Origin of the sequence: Streptomyces sp. GQFP, assembly GCF_021545335.1 — a bacterium.
In the GTDB taxonomy this organism is placed as follows: domain Bacteria; phylum Actinomycetota; class Actinomycetes; order Streptomycetales; family Streptomycetaceae; genus Streptomyces.
On record NZ_CP089312.1, the window covers coordinates 1,630,816 to 1,649,047 of the forward strand.

At 71.5% G+C, this 18,232-nt stretch carries 16 protein-coding genes and 3 pseudogenes; 9 read left to right on the forward strand and 10 right to left on the reverse strand.

Annotation, left to right across the window (positions count from 1 at the left end; all coding sequences use genetic code 11):
• Positions 1-121: 121 nt before the first annotated feature.
• On the reverse strand, positions 122-1,930 hold the full coding sequence (gene ggt / locus LUX31_RS07150) for a gamma-glutamyltransferase (RefSeq protein WP_235473930.1): 1,809 nt from the start codon (positions 1,928-1,930) through the stop codon (positions 122-124).
• A gap of 103 nt (positions 1,931-2,033) precedes the next feature.
• Between ggt and LUX31_RS07155 the strand changes: the two genes are divergently transcribed.
• Positions 2,034-2,789 carry a hypothetical protein gene (locus tag LUX31_RS07155; RefSeq protein ID WP_235473931.1) on the forward strand — a complete coding sequence of 252 codons (756 nt, stop codon included), beginning with the start codon at positions 2,034-2,036 and terminating at the stop codon, positions 2,787-2,789.
• Between the two features lie 67 nt (positions 2,790-2,856).
• Positions 2,857-2,997 carry a hypothetical protein gene (locus LUX31_RS07160; protein WP_443045933.1) on the forward strand — a complete coding sequence of 47 codons (141 nt, stop codon included), beginning with the start codon at positions 2,857-2,859 and terminating at the stop codon, positions 2,995-2,997.
• A 204-nt stretch (positions 2,998-3,201) separates the two neighbouring features.
• Here LUX31_RS07160 and LUX31_RS07165 read toward each other — a convergent pair whose 3' ends face one another.
• Together LUX31_RS07165 and LUX31_RS07170 are read right to left on the reverse strand one after the other, a co-directional pair.
• Positions 3,202-3,945, reverse strand: coding sequence for an amino acid ABC transporter ATP-binding protein (locus tag LUX31_RS07165; protein WP_235473932.1), 744 nt, complete (start codon positions 3,943-3,945; stop codon positions 3,202-3,204).
• 135 nt (positions 3,946-4,080) lie between these two features.
• Positions 4,081-4,521 carry a DUF6278 family protein gene (locus LUX31_RS07170; protein WP_235473933.1) on the reverse strand — a complete coding sequence of 147 codons (441 nt, stop codon included), beginning with the start codon at positions 4,519-4,521 and terminating at the stop codon, positions 4,081-4,083.
• Positions 4,522-4,697: 176 nt separating this feature from the next.
• Here LUX31_RS07170 and LUX31_RS07175 point away from each other — a divergent pair, with 176 nt between their 5' ends.
• Positions 4,698-6,509 carry an SGNH/GDSL hydrolase family protein gene (locus tag LUX31_RS07175; protein ID WP_235473934.1) on the forward strand — a complete coding sequence of 604 codons (1,812 nt, stop codon included), beginning with the start codon at positions 4,698-4,700 and terminating at the stop codon, positions 6,507-6,509.
• Positions 6,510-6,553: 44 nt separating this feature from the next.
• On the opposite strand, the gene LUX31_RS07180 is transcribed toward LUX31_RS07175, so the two are convergent.
• The 3 genes from LUX31_RS07180 to pcaDC all read right to left on the reverse strand — a co-directional run bounded on the left by LUX31_RS07180 (position 6,554) and on the right by pcaDC (position 9,371).
• The gene (locus LUX31_RS07180) at positions 6,554-7,333 is read right to left on the reverse strand and encodes an exodeoxyribonuclease III (protein WP_235473935.1); all 780 of its coding nucleotides are present in this window, start codon (positions 7,331-7,333) and stop codon (positions 6,554-6,556) included.
• A 36-nt stretch (positions 7,334-7,369) separates the two neighbouring features.
• Complete coding sequence (locus tag LUX31_RS07185) at positions 7,370-8,002, reverse strand: MBL fold metallo-hydrolase (RefSeq protein WP_235473936.1); 633 nt, start codon at positions 8,000-8,002, stop codon at positions 7,370-7,372.
• Between the two features lie 73 nt (positions 8,003-8,075).
• Positions 8,076-9,371 carry a bifunctional 3-oxoadipate enol-lactonase/4-carboxymuconolactone decarboxylase PcaDC gene (gene pcaDC, locus LUX31_RS07190; protein WP_235473937.1) on the reverse strand — a complete coding sequence of 432 codons (1,296 nt, stop codon included), beginning with the start codon at positions 9,369-9,371 and terminating at the stop codon, positions 8,076-8,078.
• 416 nt (positions 9,372-9,787) lie between these two features.
• Here pcaDC and LUX31_RS07195 point away from each other — a divergent pair.
• Positions 9,788-9,925 (forward strand): annotated as a pseudogene (locus tag LUX31_RS07195) (PucR family transcriptional regulator); the annotation flags it as partial.
• 85 nt (positions 9,926-10,010) lie between these two features.
• Complete coding sequence (locus LUX31_RS07200; protein ID WP_235473938.1) at positions 10,011-10,544, forward strand: TerD family protein; 534 nt, start codon at positions 10,011-10,013, stop codon at positions 10,542-10,544.
• 297 nt (positions 10,545-10,841) lie between these two features.
• Here LUX31_RS07200 and LUX31_RS37635 read toward each other — a convergent pair.
• Positions 10,842-11,117: pseudogene (locus tag LUX31_RS37635) on the reverse strand (hypothetical protein); the annotation flags it as partial.
• Positions 11,118-11,482: 365 nt separating this feature from the next.
• Between LUX31_RS37635 and LUX31_RS07210 the strand changes: the two are divergent.
• The gene (locus LUX31_RS07210; RefSeq protein ID WP_235473939.1) at positions 11,483-12,484 is read left to right on the forward strand and encodes an NAD-dependent epimerase/dehydratase family protein; all 1,002 of its coding nucleotides are present in this window, start codon (positions 11,483-11,485) and stop codon (positions 12,482-12,484) included.
• Positions 12,485-12,512: 28 nt separating this feature from the next.
• On the opposite strand, the gene LUX31_RS07215 is transcribed toward LUX31_RS07210, so the two are convergent.
• A complete protein-coding gene (locus LUX31_RS07215; RefSeq protein ID WP_235473940.1) occupies positions 12,513-13,625 on the reverse strand; it encodes a sensor histidine kinase in 1,113 nt (370 codons plus the stop codon).
• Positions 13,626-13,627: 2 nt separating this feature from the next.
• A complete protein-coding gene (locus LUX31_RS07220; RefSeq protein ID WP_235473941.1) occupies positions 13,628-14,383 on the reverse strand; it encodes a response regulator transcription factor in 756 nt (251 codons plus the stop codon).
• A gap of 126 nt (positions 14,384-14,509) precedes the next feature.
• Between LUX31_RS07220 and LUX31_RS07225 the strand changes: the two are divergent.
• The 3 genes and pseudogenes from LUX31_RS07225 to LUX31_RS07235 all read left to right on the forward strand — a co-directional run bounded on the left by LUX31_RS07225 (position 14,510) and on the right by LUX31_RS07235 (position 16,627).
• Positions 14,510-15,237: pseudogene (locus tag LUX31_RS07225) on the forward strand (glycosyltransferase family 2 protein).
• Positions 15,234-15,851 carry a TIGR04282 family arsenosugar biosynthesis glycosyltransferase gene (locus tag LUX31_RS07230; RefSeq protein WP_235473942.1) on the forward strand — a complete coding sequence of 206 codons (618 nt, stop codon included), beginning with the start codon at positions 15,234-15,236 and terminating at the stop codon, positions 15,849-15,851. Before LUX31_RS07225 ends, LUX31_RS07230 begins: the two are co-directional and overlap by 4 nt.
• Positions 15,848-16,627, forward strand: coding sequence for a class I SAM-dependent methyltransferase (locus LUX31_RS07235; RefSeq protein ID WP_235473943.1), 780 nt, complete (start codon positions 15,848-15,850; stop codon positions 16,625-16,627). The genes LUX31_RS07230 and LUX31_RS07235 overlap by 4 nt, the downstream gene beginning before the upstream one ends.
• 316 nt (positions 16,628-16,943) lie before the next feature.
• Here the strand turns inward: LUX31_RS07235 and LUX31_RS07240 are convergent, their stop codons facing one another.
• Positions 16,944-18,209, reverse strand: coding sequence for a molybdopterin-dependent oxidoreductase (locus LUX31_RS07240; RefSeq protein ID WP_235473944.1), 1,266 nt, complete (start codon positions 18,207-18,209; stop codon positions 16,944-16,946).
• Positions 18,210-18,232 lie beyond the last annotated feature (23 nt).

The window sequence follows — 18,232 nt, forward strand, 5'->3', positions numbered from 1 at the left end:
CGGCCCCAAACACCGCCGCCCGCCCTCGGCGGACCAAGGACGCCGCGCCGCGAGTACGTCCGCCCTGTGACTGCGGTCAGCCGCTCCAGGTGCGGCGTCCGCCCGGAGCCCCCCGGCCGACTCAGGACGCCGGCCGCACCACCATCGCCGAGCCGCCGCCCCGGCGTACCGTCTCCGCTGCCGCCAGCCACTTGCCGTTCGGGAGGCGTTGTACGCCGGTTGCCGCGCCGATCTCGGGGTTGAGGCGGAAGCCGTGGCCGATGGCCTCCAGTTTCGTCCTCAACTCGCTGGTCCACAGGGCCGGTTCCAGCTCAGTGGTCGTCTGGTTGCGCTGGCTCGCGCGCGGGGCCGCGATCGCGTCGACCAGTGGGATCCCCCGGTCCAGGAAGCTCGTCAGGGTCTGCAGGACGGTCGTGATGATGGTCGCGCCGCCGGGTGAGCCGAGGGCCACGACCGGCTTGCCGTGGGCGTCCAGGACGATCGTCGGGGACATCGACGAGCGCGGTCGCTTGCCCGGGCCCGGCAGGTTCGGGTCCGGGACGGCCGGGCTGGCCGGGGCGAAGGAGAAGTCCGTCAGCTCGTTGTTCAGGATGAATCCGCGGCCCGGGACCGTGATGCCGCTGCCGCCGGTCTGCTCGATCGTCAGCGTGTAGGACACGACGTTGCCCCACTTGTCGGCCACCGTCAGGTGCGTCGTGTTCTCACCCTCGTACGTCGTCGGCGCTGCCGTGCCTGTGCTGTCGCATGCCGTCGGGTTGCGCGGGTCGCCCGGCGCGACCGGGCTCGTCAGCACCGCGTCGTCCTTGATCAGGCACTCGCGCGAGTCGGCGTACGACTGCGACAGCAGCTCCTTCGTCGGTACGTCCTCGAAGGCCGGGTCGCCCACCCAGCGCCCCCGGTCCGCGAAGGCGATCCGGCTCGCCTCGATGTAGCGGTGCAGGAACTGGACCTCGCTCGCCTTCGAAAGGTCCGTGTTCTCAAGGATGTTGAGGGCCTCGCCGACCGTCGTCCCACCGGACGAGGAGGGGGCCATCGAGTAGACGCCCAGGCCCCGGTACGAGGTCTTCGACGGCGCCTGGCGCTTCGCCCGGTAGGCCGCCAGGTCGGTCAGCGACAGCTTGCCTGGGCGCGCGTTGTAGCCCGAACCCGGGTCCACCGGCGGCTCGTTGACCGTGTCGACGATCTCCTTCGCCAGCTTCCCCCGATACAGGGCGCCAACGCCCTTGCGGCCCAACTCCTCGTACGTACGCGCGAGATCGGGGTTCTTGAACGTCGACCCGACCACCGGCAGCGCACCGCCCGGCAGGAACAGCTCCGCCGTGTCCGGGAAGTATCTGAACCGCGCCTCGTTGGACGCGGTCTGCGACCGGAACGTGTCGTCCACCGTGAAGCCGTCGCGCGCGAGCCGCTCCGCCGGCTTCAGCAGCGTACCGAGCCGCTCGCTGCCCCAACTGTCCAGCGCCGCCTGCCAGGTCGCCGGTGTGCCCGGCGTACCGACGCCAAGGCCGCTGGTGACGGCGTCGGCGAAGGCGATCGGCTGACCGTTCTCCAGGAACAGGCCCGAGTCGGCCGTCAGGGGTGCCGTCTCACGGCCGTCGATCGTCTGTACCGTACGGGACTTGGCGTCGTAGTAGACGAAGTAGCCGCCTCCGCCGATGCCGTTGGAGTAGGGCTCCGTGACGCCGAGCGCGGCGGCCGTGGCGACGGCGGCGTCCACCGCGTTGCCGCCCTTGCGCAGGATCTCGATCCCGGCGGCCGAGGCGTCCGCGTCCACGCTCGCCACGGCACCGCCGTACCCGACGGCGACCGGGACCTTCCCCACACCCGTACCCGCCGACGTGGCACCGGAAGGCGGCGCGGCCGCCCCCACCGACACCACCGTGGCCGAAACCGCCAGGACCGCCAGCTTTCGCGCGACAGGGCGACGCATCAATACCTCCAGTCAACAGCCGTCCGCGCAGCGTAACTTCCTCACCGTGGTCCCGTAAGGGCCCCTCGAACACCGGTCCGGTCGACCGCTAACATGCGCGCCCATGACTGACGATGTGCGCAATATCGTCCTCGGTGTGGTCGCGGCCGGTATCAGCGCAGCCCTCGGCTGGCTGGCCCGCACCTATCTGTGGAGGCGCAAACTCCGCCGCAAGCAGGCCTTCTTCGGGCTGCCGGACAACTCCGAGTCGCTGCTCGTGGTGAACCGCGAGGCCGGTGGCCCCGAGCTGACGGTGATGCGCCACGACGTGTTCGCGCTCCTGGAGCTCTCCGCCCTCATCAAGGACTGCAACGCCCACGCCCAGGTCGTCGCCCACGACGCGGCACAACAGGGCTTCGGCGAGCGGACCGAGTTCTGCGTGGGCGGCCCGGCCTCCAATCGCCGCATGCTGGCCCATCTGCACTCGCTGCTCCCCGGTGTCCGCGTCAACGTCGACGCCGAACCCGGCCCGGACCGCGGCGCCTTCCAGATCGGCACCGAGCGCTACCGGCTGGAGGGGGGCAAGAGCGAGTACGTGATCCTCGCGCGGCTCACCGCCGGCCAGAGCGGCGAGGCCCGGCCGGTCTTCCTCTTCTGCGGCCAGCGCGCGATCACCAACCAGGCGGCGACCCGCTATCTCGCCCGCAACCACGAACGGCTGGCCCGCAAACACGGCAACAACTCGTTCGCCCTGCTCCTGAAGGTCGTCAACTCGCAGGCGTACGGGCCCGATGTCGTCGAGGTCGTCACGGACATCACCCGGGTGGCAAAGACACCGCTGCCCACCGTCGCCCCGCGCAGCACCCACCGCGCCTCCTAGCCCGCGGTGGTGGAGCGCGGTCTCCGGAACCAAGGAGAGCGGCGCCCACGTCGCGTACCTCTGCGACGTGGGCCCGCTCGGCCTCGGCGAGCTGGTCGGCCCGGGCGACCCGCTCCGCGTCGAGCACAACCCGACCGGCGCGCAGCTGACCTCCTCCTCGCCGGAGCACGACGCCTCACTTGTGTCGGTACCCCTGCGCGAGCAGTGATCTCCGGCTGCCGCCGGGCGAACGCATGCCCTTCTACCACTGCCCGCCTGGCAGCAGCGTCCCTGATTCGGCCGGTGCCACGTCCACGGCCTCGGTCCCCATCCCCGTCGCGGACCGGCCGGGTCGCCAACACCACGGGGATGAACCGCAAATCGTAGTCGAGGTTCGCCGCGGCCGATTTCCCGCCCCGGCCGGCGTCGGCCGTCAGTGCTTGAGGATCTTGGAGAGGAAGTCCTTGGCGCGGTCGCTGCGCGGGTTGGTGAAGAACTCGTCCGGGCTTCGGTCCTCGACGATACGGCCGTCCGACATGAAGACGACCCGGTTGGCGGCCGAACGGGCGAAGCCCATCTCGTGGGTGACGACGACCATCGTCATTCCCTCACGGGCCAGTTGCTGCATGACCTCCAGGACTTCATTGATCATCTCCGGGTCGAGTGCCGACGTCGGCTCGTCGAAGAGCATGACCTTGGGGTCCATGGCGAGGGCGCGCGCGATGGCCACGCGCTGCTGCTGGCCGCCGGAGAGCTGGGCCGGGTACTTCGGCGCCTGCGAGGCGAGGCCCACCCGGTCGAGGAGTTCACGGGAGCGTCTGTCGGCCTCGTCCTTCTTCCGCCCCCGCACCTTGACCTGCCCCAGCGACACGTTCTGCAGCACGGTCTTGTGGGCGAAGAGGTTGAACGACTGGAAGACCATCCCGACTTCGGCCCGCAGCCGCGCGAGCGGCTTGCCCTCGTCGGGCAGCAACTGTCCGTCCAGCCTGATCGTCCCGGACTCGATCGGCTCCAGCCGGTTGATCGCCCTGCACAGAGTGGACTTGCCCGACCCGGACGGCCCGATGACGACGACCACCTCCCCCCTGCCGACGGTGAGGTTGATGTCCTGGAGAACATGCAGCTCACCGAAGTGCTTGTTGACTTCCTGCAGCTCGATCAGCGGATCGACGGCCATGCCCAGCCCTACTTACTCTCAGCTGTGTCGTGGTCGCCGCAAACTATCCACCCGAGGGTGGAGTTAGTACACGACACGCACTTTTCGGGCATAAGCCGTATTTACGTCAGCCATACCCCGGCGCCTCCCCCTCGGCTACGACTCCGCGACCTCCGCGTACAGCTGCGACAGCTCGGGGGCTCCACTGGACGCCCACGCGTGACCGGAGGCGACGACGTCGAACTCACGGCCCGACGACAGCCGTACGACGGGCTGACCGTTCGGCCAGAAGTCCCATTCGGCGCCGGGGACGGTCCGCACGATGACGGTGCCGAGGTAGAGACCCGCGTCGTTGCCGAGCCAGGACAGTGCCTCCTCGTCGTCCCGCCAGCCCGGCAGCAGCTGGTCCAGCGCCTCCAACGAGGCGGCGGAGTCGTCGAGTTCGACGCCCTCCCGGCCGGCCTGGGAGCGGAGCAGCTCGCACTCGGAGAGAAGCCCGGCGACCGCCTCGGGGTCGTGCTCCCCCTCGGAGAACACCGCCACCCCTCGGGCGAGTCCATGCTTCTTGCGCCAGTTGCCCAGGAAAGGGATGTTCATACGTCCAGCGTGTCATTCACACCGCCGACCGCACCACTGGGCGCGCGGGGCCGCCGGTTCCGGCCAACTTCCTCGCACACCCGTGCCCGGCACACCTGCCGCATTGACGGGCACCTGGTACCTCTTTAGCTTCACACTGCGTTGAGCGGCGGGCCGAGTCGACCGAGGGGACGCACATGCGCCGAGGTAGCCGAGTCGGGCGGGGACCGGGACTCCGAGCTCTCTGGGGCCCGGGCATCATCCTCGCCCTGTTCGCGACGCTCACCCCCCTGTCTTCGACGGCCGAGGCCACCGAACCCCTGCCCCTCACCCAGTACTTCGACAACACCGCCATCAGCGACGACGCCCTCCCCGGCACGGCCGACTTCGACGGCTCGGGCGCCTCCCTGTCGGCCCAGGACCTGACGGCCGCCGGCTGGACCAGGGGCCGCGCCCTCACCGTCCAGGGCGCGAGGCTGACCTGGCCCTGCCGGGACCCTGGCGAGCCGGACAACGTCCGCGCGGCCGGCCAGCCCGTACGGGTGCGCGGGGAGGGCGACGCCCTCGCGTTCCTCCTCACCGCCACCGGCGGCTCCGAGGTGAGCGGCGCGGGCACGGTCTCGTACGCGGACGGCACGGAGTCCTCGTACCGGCTGACCGCCCCGGACTGGCGCACCGGCCCCCTCGGCGCCAAGGCGGTCGCCCTGCCGCATGTGAACACGCCCAACGGTCAACTCGCCGAGAAGGCACGGCTGTACGTCGTCACGGTGCCGATCGCACGCGGTCACGAGGTCGAGTCCGTCCGGCTGCCGTACGCGGTCGACCTGCATGTGTTCGCCCTCTCGGTACGGCCCGACACGGCCGCCTGGACGGGCAGTTGGGCGGCACCGACCTCGACGTACGCGACCGTCGGCCCCTGGACCGACCGGACGCTGCGGCTGGTGGTGCACACGTCGGCCGGCGGGCCACGGGTACGGGTCCGCTTCGACAACACCTTCGCGTCGGCGCCGGTACGGATCGGCAGCGCGACGGTGGCCGTGCAGTCGGCGGGCGCGACGGCGAGCGGTACGCCGCTGCCGCTGACGTTCGGGGGCGCAGCGGGGGTCGAACTCCCGGCCGGGGCACAGGCGTTCAGCGATCCGTTGGACTTCGCGGTGCCCGCCGACACCAACCTGCTGGTCAGCTTCCATCTGCCGGGCACGGTGACGGCGGCCCCGCTGCACCGGCTCGCGCAGCAACGCTCGTACGTCAGCGAGCCGGGCGACCATACGGCGGACGGCTCCCCGACGCCGTACACCTCGACGCTGACGACCTGGCCGCTGCTGACGGGCGTCGACGTGGGTGACGGTCCCGGGTCGGTGGTGGTGCTCGGCGACTCGATCACCGACGGCGAGCGCTCGACCCTGGACACCAACCGGCGCTGGCCCGACGTACTCGCCGACCGGCTGCGGGCCCAGAGCGCGGTTCCCCAGTACGGCGTCCTCAACCAGGGCATCGCCGCGAACCGCATCCTCACCGACCGCTACCCCGGCGACGGCGTCTCGACCGACTCGGGCGGGGTGAGCGCCCTGCACCGCCTGGACCGGGACGTCCTCGCCCAGACGTCGGCCCGCACAGCGATCGTCTTCCAGGGCGTGAACGACCTGCGGACGGGGGCGTCGGCGGGCGATGTCATCGCCGGGCTGGAGGAACTGGCGGCACGGGTACGGGCGCGGGGGCTGCGGGTGCTGGTGGCGACGATCGGGCCGTGCGGGGGTGAGGCACGGTGCACGTCAGTGGTCGACGGCCAGCGGGCGGCCGTCAACACGTGGATCCGCGAGGAGGCGGTCCCCGACGGTGACTCCGACACCGGTTTCGACGGCATCGTCGACTTCGACGCGGCGTTGCGGGATCCGGCACAGCCGACGCAGTTGCGTCCCGCGTATGACAGTGGGGATCATCTGCATCCCGGTGATGCGGGGTTGGCCGCGCTGGCTGGGGCGGTGCCGTTGGAGGCGCTGGGTCCGTAGGCACCGTGGGTCTGGTGGCCGTCCCTGGGGGGGTGCAGGCACCGTTACACCTCCAGGTCCACCACCACAGGGGCGTGATCCGACGCCCCCTTCCCCTTGCGCTCCTCGCGGTCGACGTACGCGTCCTTCACCGCCCCGGCAAAAGCCTGGTTGCCGTACACCAGGTCGATGCGCATGCCGCGGTTCTTGGGGAAGCAGAGCTGGCGGTAGTCCCAGTACGTGAACGGGTGGTCGTACTTCAGGGGGCGGGGGACGACGTCCGTCAGGCCCGCCTCGCGCAGGGACGTGAGGGCCGCTCGCTCCGCCGGGGTGACGTGCGTGAGGCCCTCGAAGGCGGCGAGGTCGTAGACGTCGTCGTCCGTCGGGGCCACGTTGTAGTCGCCCAGGACCGCGAACGGGCGGCTGCCCGCCGCGTCGTCGGCGACCGCTGCCTTCAGGGCCTCGAACCACTGGAGCTTGTAGGCGTAGTGGGGGTGGTCCACCTCGCGGCCGTTCGGCACGTACACCGACCAGACGCGGACCGGGCCGCAGGTCGCGGAGATGGCACGGGGCTCCTCGACGCCCTCGTAGCCGGGGTCGCCGGGCAGGCCCCGCACCACGTCCTCCAGGCCCACGCGGGAGATCACCGCGACGCCGTTCCACCTGCCGGTCGCGTTGACCGCCGCCTCGTAGCCCAGCTCGCGCAGCTGGTCGGTGGGGAACTGCTCGGCGGCGACCTTGGCCTCCTGGAGGCACAGCACATCCGTGCCGGTGCTCTCCAGCCAGGCCAGCAGCCTCGGCAGGCGGGCGGTGATCGAGTTCACGTTCCAGGTCGCGATACGCATGCCCCACAACCTACCCGCCGGGTCTGACAACGCGGCTCAGACCTCCGCCGAGGTCCCCGGCGCGAGGCGGTGGTGCTCGGCGCCGCCCAGGCCGCCGACCATGCGGTCGTAGATCGGGCGGGCGAGGTCCGTGAGCAGGGCGTCGTGGATGTCGTACGCACGGCGCGGCTTGAGCTCTCGGACGTAGTCGATGACCTCGGAGACCTTGCTCCACGGGGCCATGACTGGGAGCAGCAGGGTCTCGACCGGGTGATCGGGGACGGTGAGGGCGTCGCCGGGATGGAAGACGGCGCCGTCGACGAGGTAGCCGACGTTCGTGATGCGCGGGATGTCCGGGTGGATCACGGCGTGCAGTTCGCCGTGGACCTGGACGTCGAAGCCCGCGGCGGTGAACGTGTCGCCGTGGCCGACGGTGTGGACGCGGCCAGGGAAGGCCGCGGAGAGCTGTTCCGCGACCGAGGCGAGGGTCCAGAGCTCGGCGGCCGGGTTGGCGTCCAGGGCGGCGCGCAGGCGTCCCTCGTCGAAGTGGTCGGCGTGCTCGTGGGTGACCAGGATCGCGTCGGCGCCGGCCGCGGCGTCCTCCTCGCTGAATCCCCCGGGGTCCAGGACGAGCGTCTGCCCGTTCTTCTCCAGACGGATGCAGGCGTGCGACTTCTTCGTGAGCTTCATGCGTCCCATCCTGCCGCGTGGGCCGGGGTGGTGGGCCGCCGAGCCTGGTGGTTTCACCACCAGGCTTCCCCGGTCACTCCTCGGGGGTCGTCTCCTCGCGGATGACCTGCTGGGCCACCTTGAACGCGCTGTTCGCGGCCGGTACCCCGCAGTAGACGGCGGCCTGGAGCAGTACTTCCTTGATCTCGGCCGGGGTGAGGCCGTTGCGGAGGGCTGCACGGGTGTGGAAGGCGAGTTCGTCGAGGTGGCCTCCCGCGACGAGGGCGGTGAGGGTGACACAGCTGCGGGAGCGCCGGTCGAGGCCCGGCCGGTTCCAGATCTCGCCCCAGGCGTATCTGGTGATGAACTCCTGGAAGTCCCCGGAGAACTCGTCCGCCTGCGCCAGCGCCCGGTCGACGTGCGCGTCGCCGAGCACCTCGCGCCGGACCTTGATCCCGGCGTCGTACTGGTCCGGGCGGCTCTGCCCGCCGGACTGTGCGGCGGCCGGCGCGATCTCCGCGATGGGGGTGATCGGCTGTGCGGCGGTCAGCACCGGCTTGAGCGGCGCCGCCGAGATGGCCGTCTGGCCGGTCGGGTTGTCGTACGCGGGCTGCCAGGCCGTCGAGAAGTGGCGTACGAGGAGGTCGGTGACGGCCGCGGGCTGCTCGACCGGGACCAGGTGCGAGGCGCCGGGCACCACCGCGAGCCGGGCGTCCGGTATGCCCGCGACGAGGGTGCGGGCCTCGGCGGGGCCGGTCACCTGGTCGTCGGAGCCGACGAGGACGAGGGTCGGCACACCGACTCGGGCCAGTTCGCCCCGTACGTCGAAGGAGGCGAGGGATTCGCAGGCCGCGATGTAGCAGCCGGGGTCGGTGGTGCGGACCATCTGTACGGCCCACTCGGTGATCGCGGGCTGCGCGGCGGCGAAGCCGCTGGTGAACCAGCGCTCGGGAGAGGTACGGGCGATGGGGTCGAGCCCGTTCGTCCGGACGATCACCCCGCGCTGGCGGAACTCGTCGGCCGTCCCGAAGCGGGGCGAGGCCGCGATCAGCGCGAGCGAGGCCAGCCGCTCCGGGTGGCGCAGCGCCAGTTCGGCGCCGATCGCGCCGCCGAGCGCGCAGCCCGCGTAGCCGAAGCGCTGCACGCCGACCGCGTCGAGCGTGGCGAGCAGGCGGGTGGCCAGGTCGGTGACCGATCCGGCGGGGTGCGCGGGGGCACCGCCGTGCCCGGGCAGGTCGAAACGGAAGACCCGCCACTGCCTCACCAGCTCCGGCACCTGCCGGTCCCACATGTGCCACGTAGCACCGAGGGAGCACCCCAGGACCAGGACCGGAGCCTGTTCTGGCCCGTCAAAGCGGTATTGCAGGATTTCGACGTTCTTCTCACTCACCCCTTCACGCTCCCACATCACACATTCTCTGCAGGAACGGGGGCGGGGACACTCGCCAGACCTCCCCAAGTATCCGCCGCCGGACGAAGATCCTCCACATCCGGCTTCACATACCAGCGCTTCGTGGTCCGGGGGCAACATTCACGGCAACCAGGCGACGGGCCACCGCCCGGTTCAGTGCCTCCTCCAGCCGCGCCAGGGACATCTCCACCGAGGTCGCCCCCAGACCCTCGCGCGTCCTGCCACCCCGGACGCGGCCCTCCTCAAGCTCCCACCTCATCCACGCCTCGACGTGATCCTCTGTCAGTTCCTGCAGTCGGATGTGCCCGAGCTTCCCCCGGACACGACCCACGGTCATCGTGTAGCTGTGGACAGTGCTCTCTTCCAGGTCCTCCGCCTTACCGGCAAGCCACTGCCGCCTCACCCTCAGCGTGCGCGCCCTGACCTACCGCCTCGAACGCATACACGAACTCACCGGCGCCAACCCCGCCCACCGCCACAGGCTCCAGACCGCGGTGATCGGCGCGCGGCTGCTGGACCGGCCCGCTGAGGAAAGCTTCAACAGGTTGACCGAGAGCCATACTTACCCTTGCGGGGGACCGTCCCGTGGTGGCTCGGCATGGGAGAGGCAGCGATCCGGTGAGCAGTGACAGCCAGGGAGTGAGGAAAGCCGAGGTACGGCTCAAGTGGGATCCGAGTCCCTGGAATCAACCGCCTCACCATCTCGACATCATCGCCACGACCTACTCGGCGGATGCCCCCTACGGGCGGCCTGTGTACGTCGTCCACTTCGACAACCGCTCACCGGACGGCACCATCAACATGAGCCGGCACAGCCAGACCGGTCAGGGCTTCGGCTACGTCGAAGCGATGACCCTGGAGCTCGATCGCCTCGCTTCCTCCTTCGCACGGGTGGTCGTAGGCGTGGCGATCCACCAGAACAGCGGCCCCAAGACATTCGGCGACCTGTCGAACGTCGGAGTGCTGGTGGTCGACGGGTACAAGGAGCTTCTGAAGGACGACTTCGGGCACTTCTCCGGATCCACCGCGTTGACGGTCGCCGAGTTCACCCGGGACGCTTCCGGAGCCTGGGAGTTTCACGAGATCCTCCGCGGGTTCGACTGCGACCCCGTGGTCTTCACCGCGGAGATGGGCTGCGCCCCACAGCCCTGACTGGGGAACGCGCAGATATGTACGGCGACCGCGGTCGCCCCCGAAGTCGTCCCGACTGGTCGTGGGCGCGCGATATGTCCTCGGCCTTCTGGCGCCCGCTCGTATGTGGCCGGCAGGGCGAACCACCTCCGATGGGAAGGGCTCGTGTTTCGCCCGGTCGAATGCTGCGGGATCGGCGGGCGCCTCGTACAGGGCCATGAGGCGGGCGGTCATCGGGCGGCCTTGCGGTGGCGGGTGAGGGCCGCTGGCGGAGAAGAGCCGGTCGCCCGTGCCGAGGGCGGCAGGGGAGGTCAGCAGCCGGTACTCGTCGATCAGGCCCTCGGCCCTGAGCAGGTGCACGAGGCTGAGGCTGCCGGTGATGACCACGTCGCGTGGTTCACGCTTGACGGCGTCGATGTCGTCGGCGACAAGGGCTTCGAGTTCGCCCACGGGACAGCGTTCACGCGCTGGGCGAACGGGTCGTCGCGTCCGGGCCACAGCCGCGAGAAGGCTGCGAGGTCGCGTGCCCGAGCAACGGGACCCCGTCGTCCAGAGTGCGGCCCGGTCGGAACTTGTCTCCGGCAACGGCTTCACGGCCGTACCGGAACGCCCAGCCGCCCAGCGGCGTGTCCGCAGCGCCGTCGGGGTCGGACGCGATCAGCCCGCGAGGCGGGCTCCCGTGCAATCGGCGCCCGTTCCCACCCGAGCGGGCGCGGCTGGATCCTCGTCGCCAGGACCGCTCTCGCGGGGGATGACGTCCTCGGCGCGTGGATCGACGAGGGCCGCGCTACTCGGCGATTCTGGCGCCCGGGTAGCGGCAGGTGCCACGCCGACGTCCCGGCGGCTCGGGCACCCCTGCCAGGAGCGGCCGTGCGGACGGCAGCGCGTTGTCTTACGGAGCCGTGACGTGGCGGGCGCGGCCCGGGACCACGACGGGTGATCCGCCCTACCGTGGCCGCATGCGTGTACTGGTCACCGGCGGTGCCGGGTTCATCGGGTCCCATGTCGTCGAGGCACTTCAGGCGCGCGGGCACGAGCCTGTCGTGTTCGACGTGTGTGACGACCCGGACGCGGACGTGCGAAATCAAGAGGCTGTGGCCCGTGCCCTGCCCGGTATGGACGCCGTGTGCCATCAGGCGGCCATGGTCGGACTGGGCACCGGGTTCGCCGACGCGGCGGAGTACGTCTCCCGCAACGACCTCGGCACCGCCGTACTGCTCACGGCCATGGCAGAGAAGGGCGTGCGGCGGTTGGTGCTGGCCGGGTCGATGGTGGTCTACGGGGAAGGGCGCTACACGTGCGCGCGGCACGGAGTGGTGCGGCCGGGGCCCCGGGCCGTCACCGACCTGACGGCCGGGCGTTTCGAGCCCCGGTGTCCGGTGTGCGCGGAGGAGTTGTCGCCGGGGCTGGTCTCCGAGGACGCGCCGGTGGACCCTCGTAACGTGTACGCCACCACCAAGCTCGCCCAGGAGCATCTGGCCGCCGCGTGGGCGCGGTCGACGGGCGGCTCGGCGGTCTCGTTGCGCTACCACAACGTGTACGGGCCTCGGATGCCGCGGGACACCCCCTACGCCGGGGTCGCCTCCTTCTTCCGGTCGGCGCTCGGCCGGGGTGAGGCCCCGCGTGTGTACGAGGACGGCAGGCAGCGGCGGGACTTCGTGCACGTACGGGATGTCGCGGCGGCCAACGTGACGGCGCTGGAGGCCGATGCGGCCTCCGGCGCGCTCACCACGTACAACACGGGCAGCGGTGAGCCGCACACCGTCGGGGAGATGGCGCGGGCGTTGGCCGCCGCGTATGGCGGGCCCGAGCCGGTCGTGACCGGCGAGTACCGGCTGGGGGACGTGCGGCACATCACGGCGGACTCGTCCCGGCTGCGGGTGGAGCTGGGGTGGAAGCCGGAGGTCGGCTTCGCGCAGGGTATGCGGGAGTTCGCGCGGGCCGGGATGCGTGGCGCGTAGCGCCCTTGGACCGGTGGTGCTGCCCGTTTCAGGAAGCGGCAGCGGGCAGCACCACCTCGAAGCGGCAGCCGCCGGGGATGTTGCGGACCGTGGCGCGGCCCTGATGGGCCTCCACGATGCCGCGCACGATGGCGAGACCGAGCCCGGCGCCCGCCGGAGGCGTGCGGGCGTGGGTGCCGCGCCAGCCGGTGTCGAACACACGGGACAGGTCCTCCTCGGGGATGCCGCCGCAACTGTCCGAGACGGACAGCATCACGCCGGCCGGCGAGCGTTCGGCGGCCACCATGACCGTGCCGTCCATGGGGGTGCGCCGGATCGCGTTGACCAGTAGGTTTCCCAGGACGCGGCTCATCTCCTTGCCGTCCACCTCCACCGGCAGCGGCTCGACGCGGTCCCCGACGAGTCGCACCCCGTGCTCGTGGGCCAGTGGATACGCCCCGGCGAGGGCATCTCCGACCAGGTCGTAGACGGACATCCGGGAGAGCGACAGAGCCAGACTGCCGGCGTGGATGCGGGAGAGTTCGAAGAGGTCGCCGACCATGTCGTTGAGGCGTTCGACCTCGGTGCGGATCTGGCGCAGGTAGCGTCCTGGGTCGGTGGCGACGCCGTCCTCCAGCGCCTCGGACATCGCGCGCAGTCCCGCGAGCGGGGTGCGCAGGTCGTGCGAGATCCAGGCGACGAGTTCCCGGCGGGAGGACTCGAGGGCGCGTTCGCGCTCGCGGGAATCGGCCAGCTTCGCGCTGGTGGCCTCCAGTTCGCGGCTGAGCGCGGCGAGTTCGGCGGTGACCGGACCGTGGGGTGCGGTGAAGTCGCCGCCGTCGCCGAAGGAGCGGGCGGCGAGGGTGAGTTCGCGACTGCGGGCGACCACCCAGCGGCCCAGCACCAGCGCGGTGGCCAGGGAGACGACGGCCGCCATCGCGACCACCGTCGTCACCACCGAAAGGTCGTGCGCGGACAGGAACATCGCCTGCGCCACGGCCAGCGTGCCCGCGAGCATCGCGGTCACGGCGACCGAGGCCACGACGGTGAGAGAGGTGGTCAGGGAGCGGCGGCGCAGCAGCCACAGGGTTCCCGCGCCGAGCAGCCCGGCCGCACCGGCGCCGAGGAGGGCGTACAGGGCGATGAGGAGGGTGTCGCGCATGATCACTCCTCGCCCTGGCCGGAGGAACCGACCGGATCGAAGCGGTAGCCGACGCCCCACACCGTCTGGACCAGCCGGGGCCGGGCGGGATCGTCCTCGACCTTGTTGCGCAGCCGGCGGACGTGGACGGTGACGGTCGAGAGGTCACCGAAGTCCCAGCCCCACACCTCCCGCATCAGGTCCTCGCGGCTGTACGCCCGGCCCGGATGGCGGAGGAAGAACGCCAGGAGGTCGAACTCCCGGAGGGTGAGGGCGAGTTCGGCGCCGTTCTTGGCGGCGCGGCGCGCGGCCGGGTCCACGGTGAGCCCGGCCGCACCGAAAGACCGCGTGCCCGCGAGGGGCGTCGTGCGACGCAGTACGGACTCCACTCGCAGCACCAGCTCGCGAGGGCTGAACGGCTTGGTGACGTAGTCGTCCGCGCCCACCTCCAGGCCCATGATGCGGTCGTCCTCGTCGCCCCGGGCGGTGAGCATGATGACCGGGACGGGGCCGCGTGCACGCATCCGGCGGCACACCTCCAGCCCGTCCATGCCGGGCAGCATCAGATCGAGAACCACCAGGTCGGGCCAGTGGGCGGCGGCGCCGGCCAGGGCGCTCGGCCCGTCCCCGGCCCGGTCCACGAGGTACCCGGCGCGATCGAGGTAGCCCGAGACGACCTCCGCGACCGTGGGGTCGTCGTCGACCACGAGGACGCGGGCACCCACGGTCCTTCGGCCGGCGGGGGTGTCCGCCGGTGACGCGTACGGCTGCTGTTCCATACGGCCAGCCTCGCACCACGTGCTCGCGCGCGGCGCCCTCCAGCCGTCCGCAGGCACCGACGTCCGCGTTTCGTAAGGAGCCGAAGCCCGATATGCGCCATTCACGTTCGTAGGGTGAAAGTCGTGATGACCTCTTCCGCACCCGAGGACGTCGATGTCGTCCTCCCCTGTCTGAACGAGGCCGAGGCCCTGCCGTGGGTACTCGACCGCATCCCTCCCGGCTGGCGCGCCGTCGTCGTGGACAACGGCTCCACCGACGGCTCGGCCGAGATCGCCCGCGAGCGCGGGGCGACCGTCGTGCACGAAGCCCGGCGCGGCTTCGGCGCCGCCTGCCATGCGGGGCTGACTGCCGCGACGGCCGAGATCGTGTGCTTCTGCGACTGCGACGCCACGCTGGATCCGGCCCTGCTCGTGCCCTTCGTACGCGAAGTGCTGGGCGGGGAGGCTGATCTGGTGCTCGGGCGGCGCCGGCCGCAGGGCCGGGGTGCCTGGCCCGTCCATGCCCGGGCCGGAAATCTCGCGCTCTCCCTGATGCTGCGCCGACGTACCGGGCTGCGCCTGCACGACCTCGGTCCCTGCGCGCCGCCCGCCGCAAGGCTCTGCTGGGCCTGGACCTGACCGACCGGCGCAGCGGCTACCCCCTGCAGATGGTCGTGCGCGCCGCCGACGCGGGCTGGCGCGTCACCGAGCACGACGTCCCGTACCTGCCGCGCTCCGGTGCCTCGAAGGTGACCGGAACATGGCGCGGCACCTGGCAGGCGGTACGGGACATGAGCCGCGTCCTGGCCGAAGCACCCGTCGTACCCGAGGCGACCGCCGCGCAGTCCCGGGCTCAGAGGGGGATCCGCCGATGACCACCCTGCTCGTCATCGCCAAGGAACCCCGGCCGGGACGGGTGAAGACCCGGCTCACTCCGCCGTTCACGCCCGAGGAGGCCGCGGCGCTCGCCGAGGCGGCCCTCACGGACACCCTGCGAACGGTGGCCGGGACACCCGCCCGGCGCCGGGTCCTGGTCCTCGACGGGACGGCCGGGCCCTGGCTGCCGCCCGGCTTCGACGTCGTACCGCAGTGCGCGGGCGGCCTCGACAAGAGGCTGGCCGCGGCCTTCGCCGGCTGCGACGGCCCGGCGCTGCTGATCGGGATGGACACACCGCAGGTCACCCCGGGCCTGCTCACTGTGGACTTCGACGGGTACGACGCCTGCTTCGGTCCGGCCGACGACGGCGGCTTCTGGGCGCTCGGACTGGCGGAACCGGACCCCGAGTTGCTGCGCGGCGTCCCGATGTCGACGCCGGCCACCGGCGCCGTCCAGCGCGACCGGCTGGTCGCCGCGGGCCTGCGGGTGCGCGATCTGCCGCGGCTGCGGGACGTGGACACAGCGGCCGACGCCGAAGCGGTCGCCGCCATGGCGCCGCACGGCTGCTTCGCCGCGGAACTCGCCCGGCTGCGGACGGCCGGCCGCCGATGAGCACAGCGCGGGAGGTGGTGGCGCGGGACACCTCCGGGCACAGCTGGTCCGCCGACCCCTACGCCGACGCCCTCCGGGCCGGCCACGGACCACTCTTCCTGCGCCGCGCCGACGGCTGGCTGCTGCCGCTGGACGTGGAGCGGTGGTGTACGCGGGCCGACGCCGTGGACCGGCTGGTCCTGGACCGGTGTGAGGGTGCCGTCCTCGACGTCGGGTGCGGGCCGGGAAGGCTGGTCACGGAACTCGCCGCCCGGGGCCGGACCGCGCTCGGCATCGACGTCAGCGAGGCCGCGGTCGCCCACACCGTGGGCCTCGGCGGGCCTGCCCTGTCGCGCTCGGTCTTCGAGCCCTTGCCGGGCGAGGGCCGTTGGAACACCGCCCTGCTCCTGGACGACAACCTCGGCATCGGCGGCGACCCACGCGCCCTGCTCCACAGGCTGGCCCAACTACTGCTGCCTGACGGCCTGTTGATCGCCGAGACGGTCCCGGTGGACGTGGACGAACGCGCCGATGTCCACATCGTGCGCGGCACCGACGTACGGGGCGCCACCGGCGCCGCGTTCCCCTGGGCCCGGCTCGGCACCCCGGCGCTGCTGCGGTACGCCCGCCCTCTGGGCTGGCGAGCGGTCGATCAGTGGTCGGCCGGTGGCCGCTGCTTCGTCTCCCTGCGCAGCCGCAGCACCAGCAGCAGGGCGGAACCACCGAACAGTACGGCGGTGATCAGCAGCCAGCGGGTGAGGAACCCGTCCGCGGACAGGGCGGTGGCCGACTCGTAGCTGTCCGCGACCCGGCCGCTGATGAGCGGGAACCACACCAGCAGCAGGAGTCCGGACAGGGCCGCCGGCACCCGGACGTACAGGGCCCGCTCCCGGCGGCCGACGGCACCGAGCACACCGGTGACCGCCCGGTCCACGGCCGCGTACAGCGGCAGGAACACCAGGTCGTGCAGCACCGCCGCGCCCACGAACCACAACGTCACCCCGAGCCGGTCCCCGTACAGCAGACGCATGCCCGCGTACCCCGCGAGCGCGAACGAGCAGGCCAGGAGCAGAACCTGTAGGGGACTTCCCAGCGAAGGGAACGCTCTGCGCATCACAGGTCTCCGAACGTCATCCGGGCCACCCACTTGGTGTTGAGCACACCGGGCGCCGCGGGCACGATGATCCGGGCCGGGTAGCCGTGGTCGGGGGTCAGCGGCTCACCGTTGACGTCCAGGGCCAGCAGCGAACGCGGGTCACGCACCTGGTTGGACCGCAGGGCGGCCTCGCGGAAGGCGCCACGCCGCTGGAGGGACTCCACGAAGACGTCGGGCGCCGCGTCCGTGTCGTACCCGACGAGGGTGGCGAGTTCCCGCAGCCGTACGCCCCGCCACCACTGGTCGCCGGTGGACCACCCCTCCACACAGGCAATGGGCAACGCCGAACTGTGCAGCGGCAGTTCGAGCAGTTCCGCGCGGCTCAGCCGGAGGGTCCCGGATGGCCCGGTGACGACCAGCCGCCACGCGTCCTCGCTCGTCTCCCGCGCGCTGATCCCCCGGGACGCGGCCGTCTTGTTGATCTGGAAGCCGCCGGGGCCACTGCCCGGATCGGCACCCCCGCGCGGCGCGAGGAGGGCGGTCCGCCTGAGCGGTCCGTCGAAGTTCTGTCCCGCCGTGGTCCCGAACAGCAGCAGCGAACCACCCCCGACCAGCCACAGCGCCCCGCGCCGGGACACAGTGGGCTCGGCCGGCCGCGGGGAGACCAGAGGAAAGCCCGTCTCCTCGTGAGAGCCTTTCCCCGCCCGCATTCGACGCACATTGCGTACGGCAGCGGGGGCCCGGAGCACCACGTGCACCACGAACGCGGCGAAGAACACCCAGGCGCCGTAGAAGTGCAGCGGATAGAAGGAGCCGGGGAAGACGTAGTCCAACTGGACGTTGAGCACACCCGTCACGAACTCGAACAGCACGCCGCCGACCAGAAGCAGCAGGGAGACCCGCTCCAGTGCGTGCGCGAGCGACCGGGCCGGCGGCAGCGCGAACAGCTTCGGCACCACCGACCACAGCTTGGCCAGCAGGACAGGCACGAGCGTGATTCCGAGCGTGACATGGACGCCCTGGTTGAGCCGGTACAGCCAGTACGGACGCGTCGGCCAGGCGAAGAGGTAGAAGCCGAGAAGGCCCTTGTCCGGGGTCTTGTCGTTCACCCGCGCGAGGTCCGGATTGTAGGCGGCGTACGACAGCAGTCCCGTCACGAACAGCGCGGTGATCCCGCCGAGCAGCACGACACCGAGGACGGAGGTGAACCAGGGTCCGCGCACCGGACTGCGCCAGAAACCGGGGGATGTGGGCGAGGAGGGTGGGGCGGGCAACCGTGACATGCGCCGACCGTAGGGCGGTACAG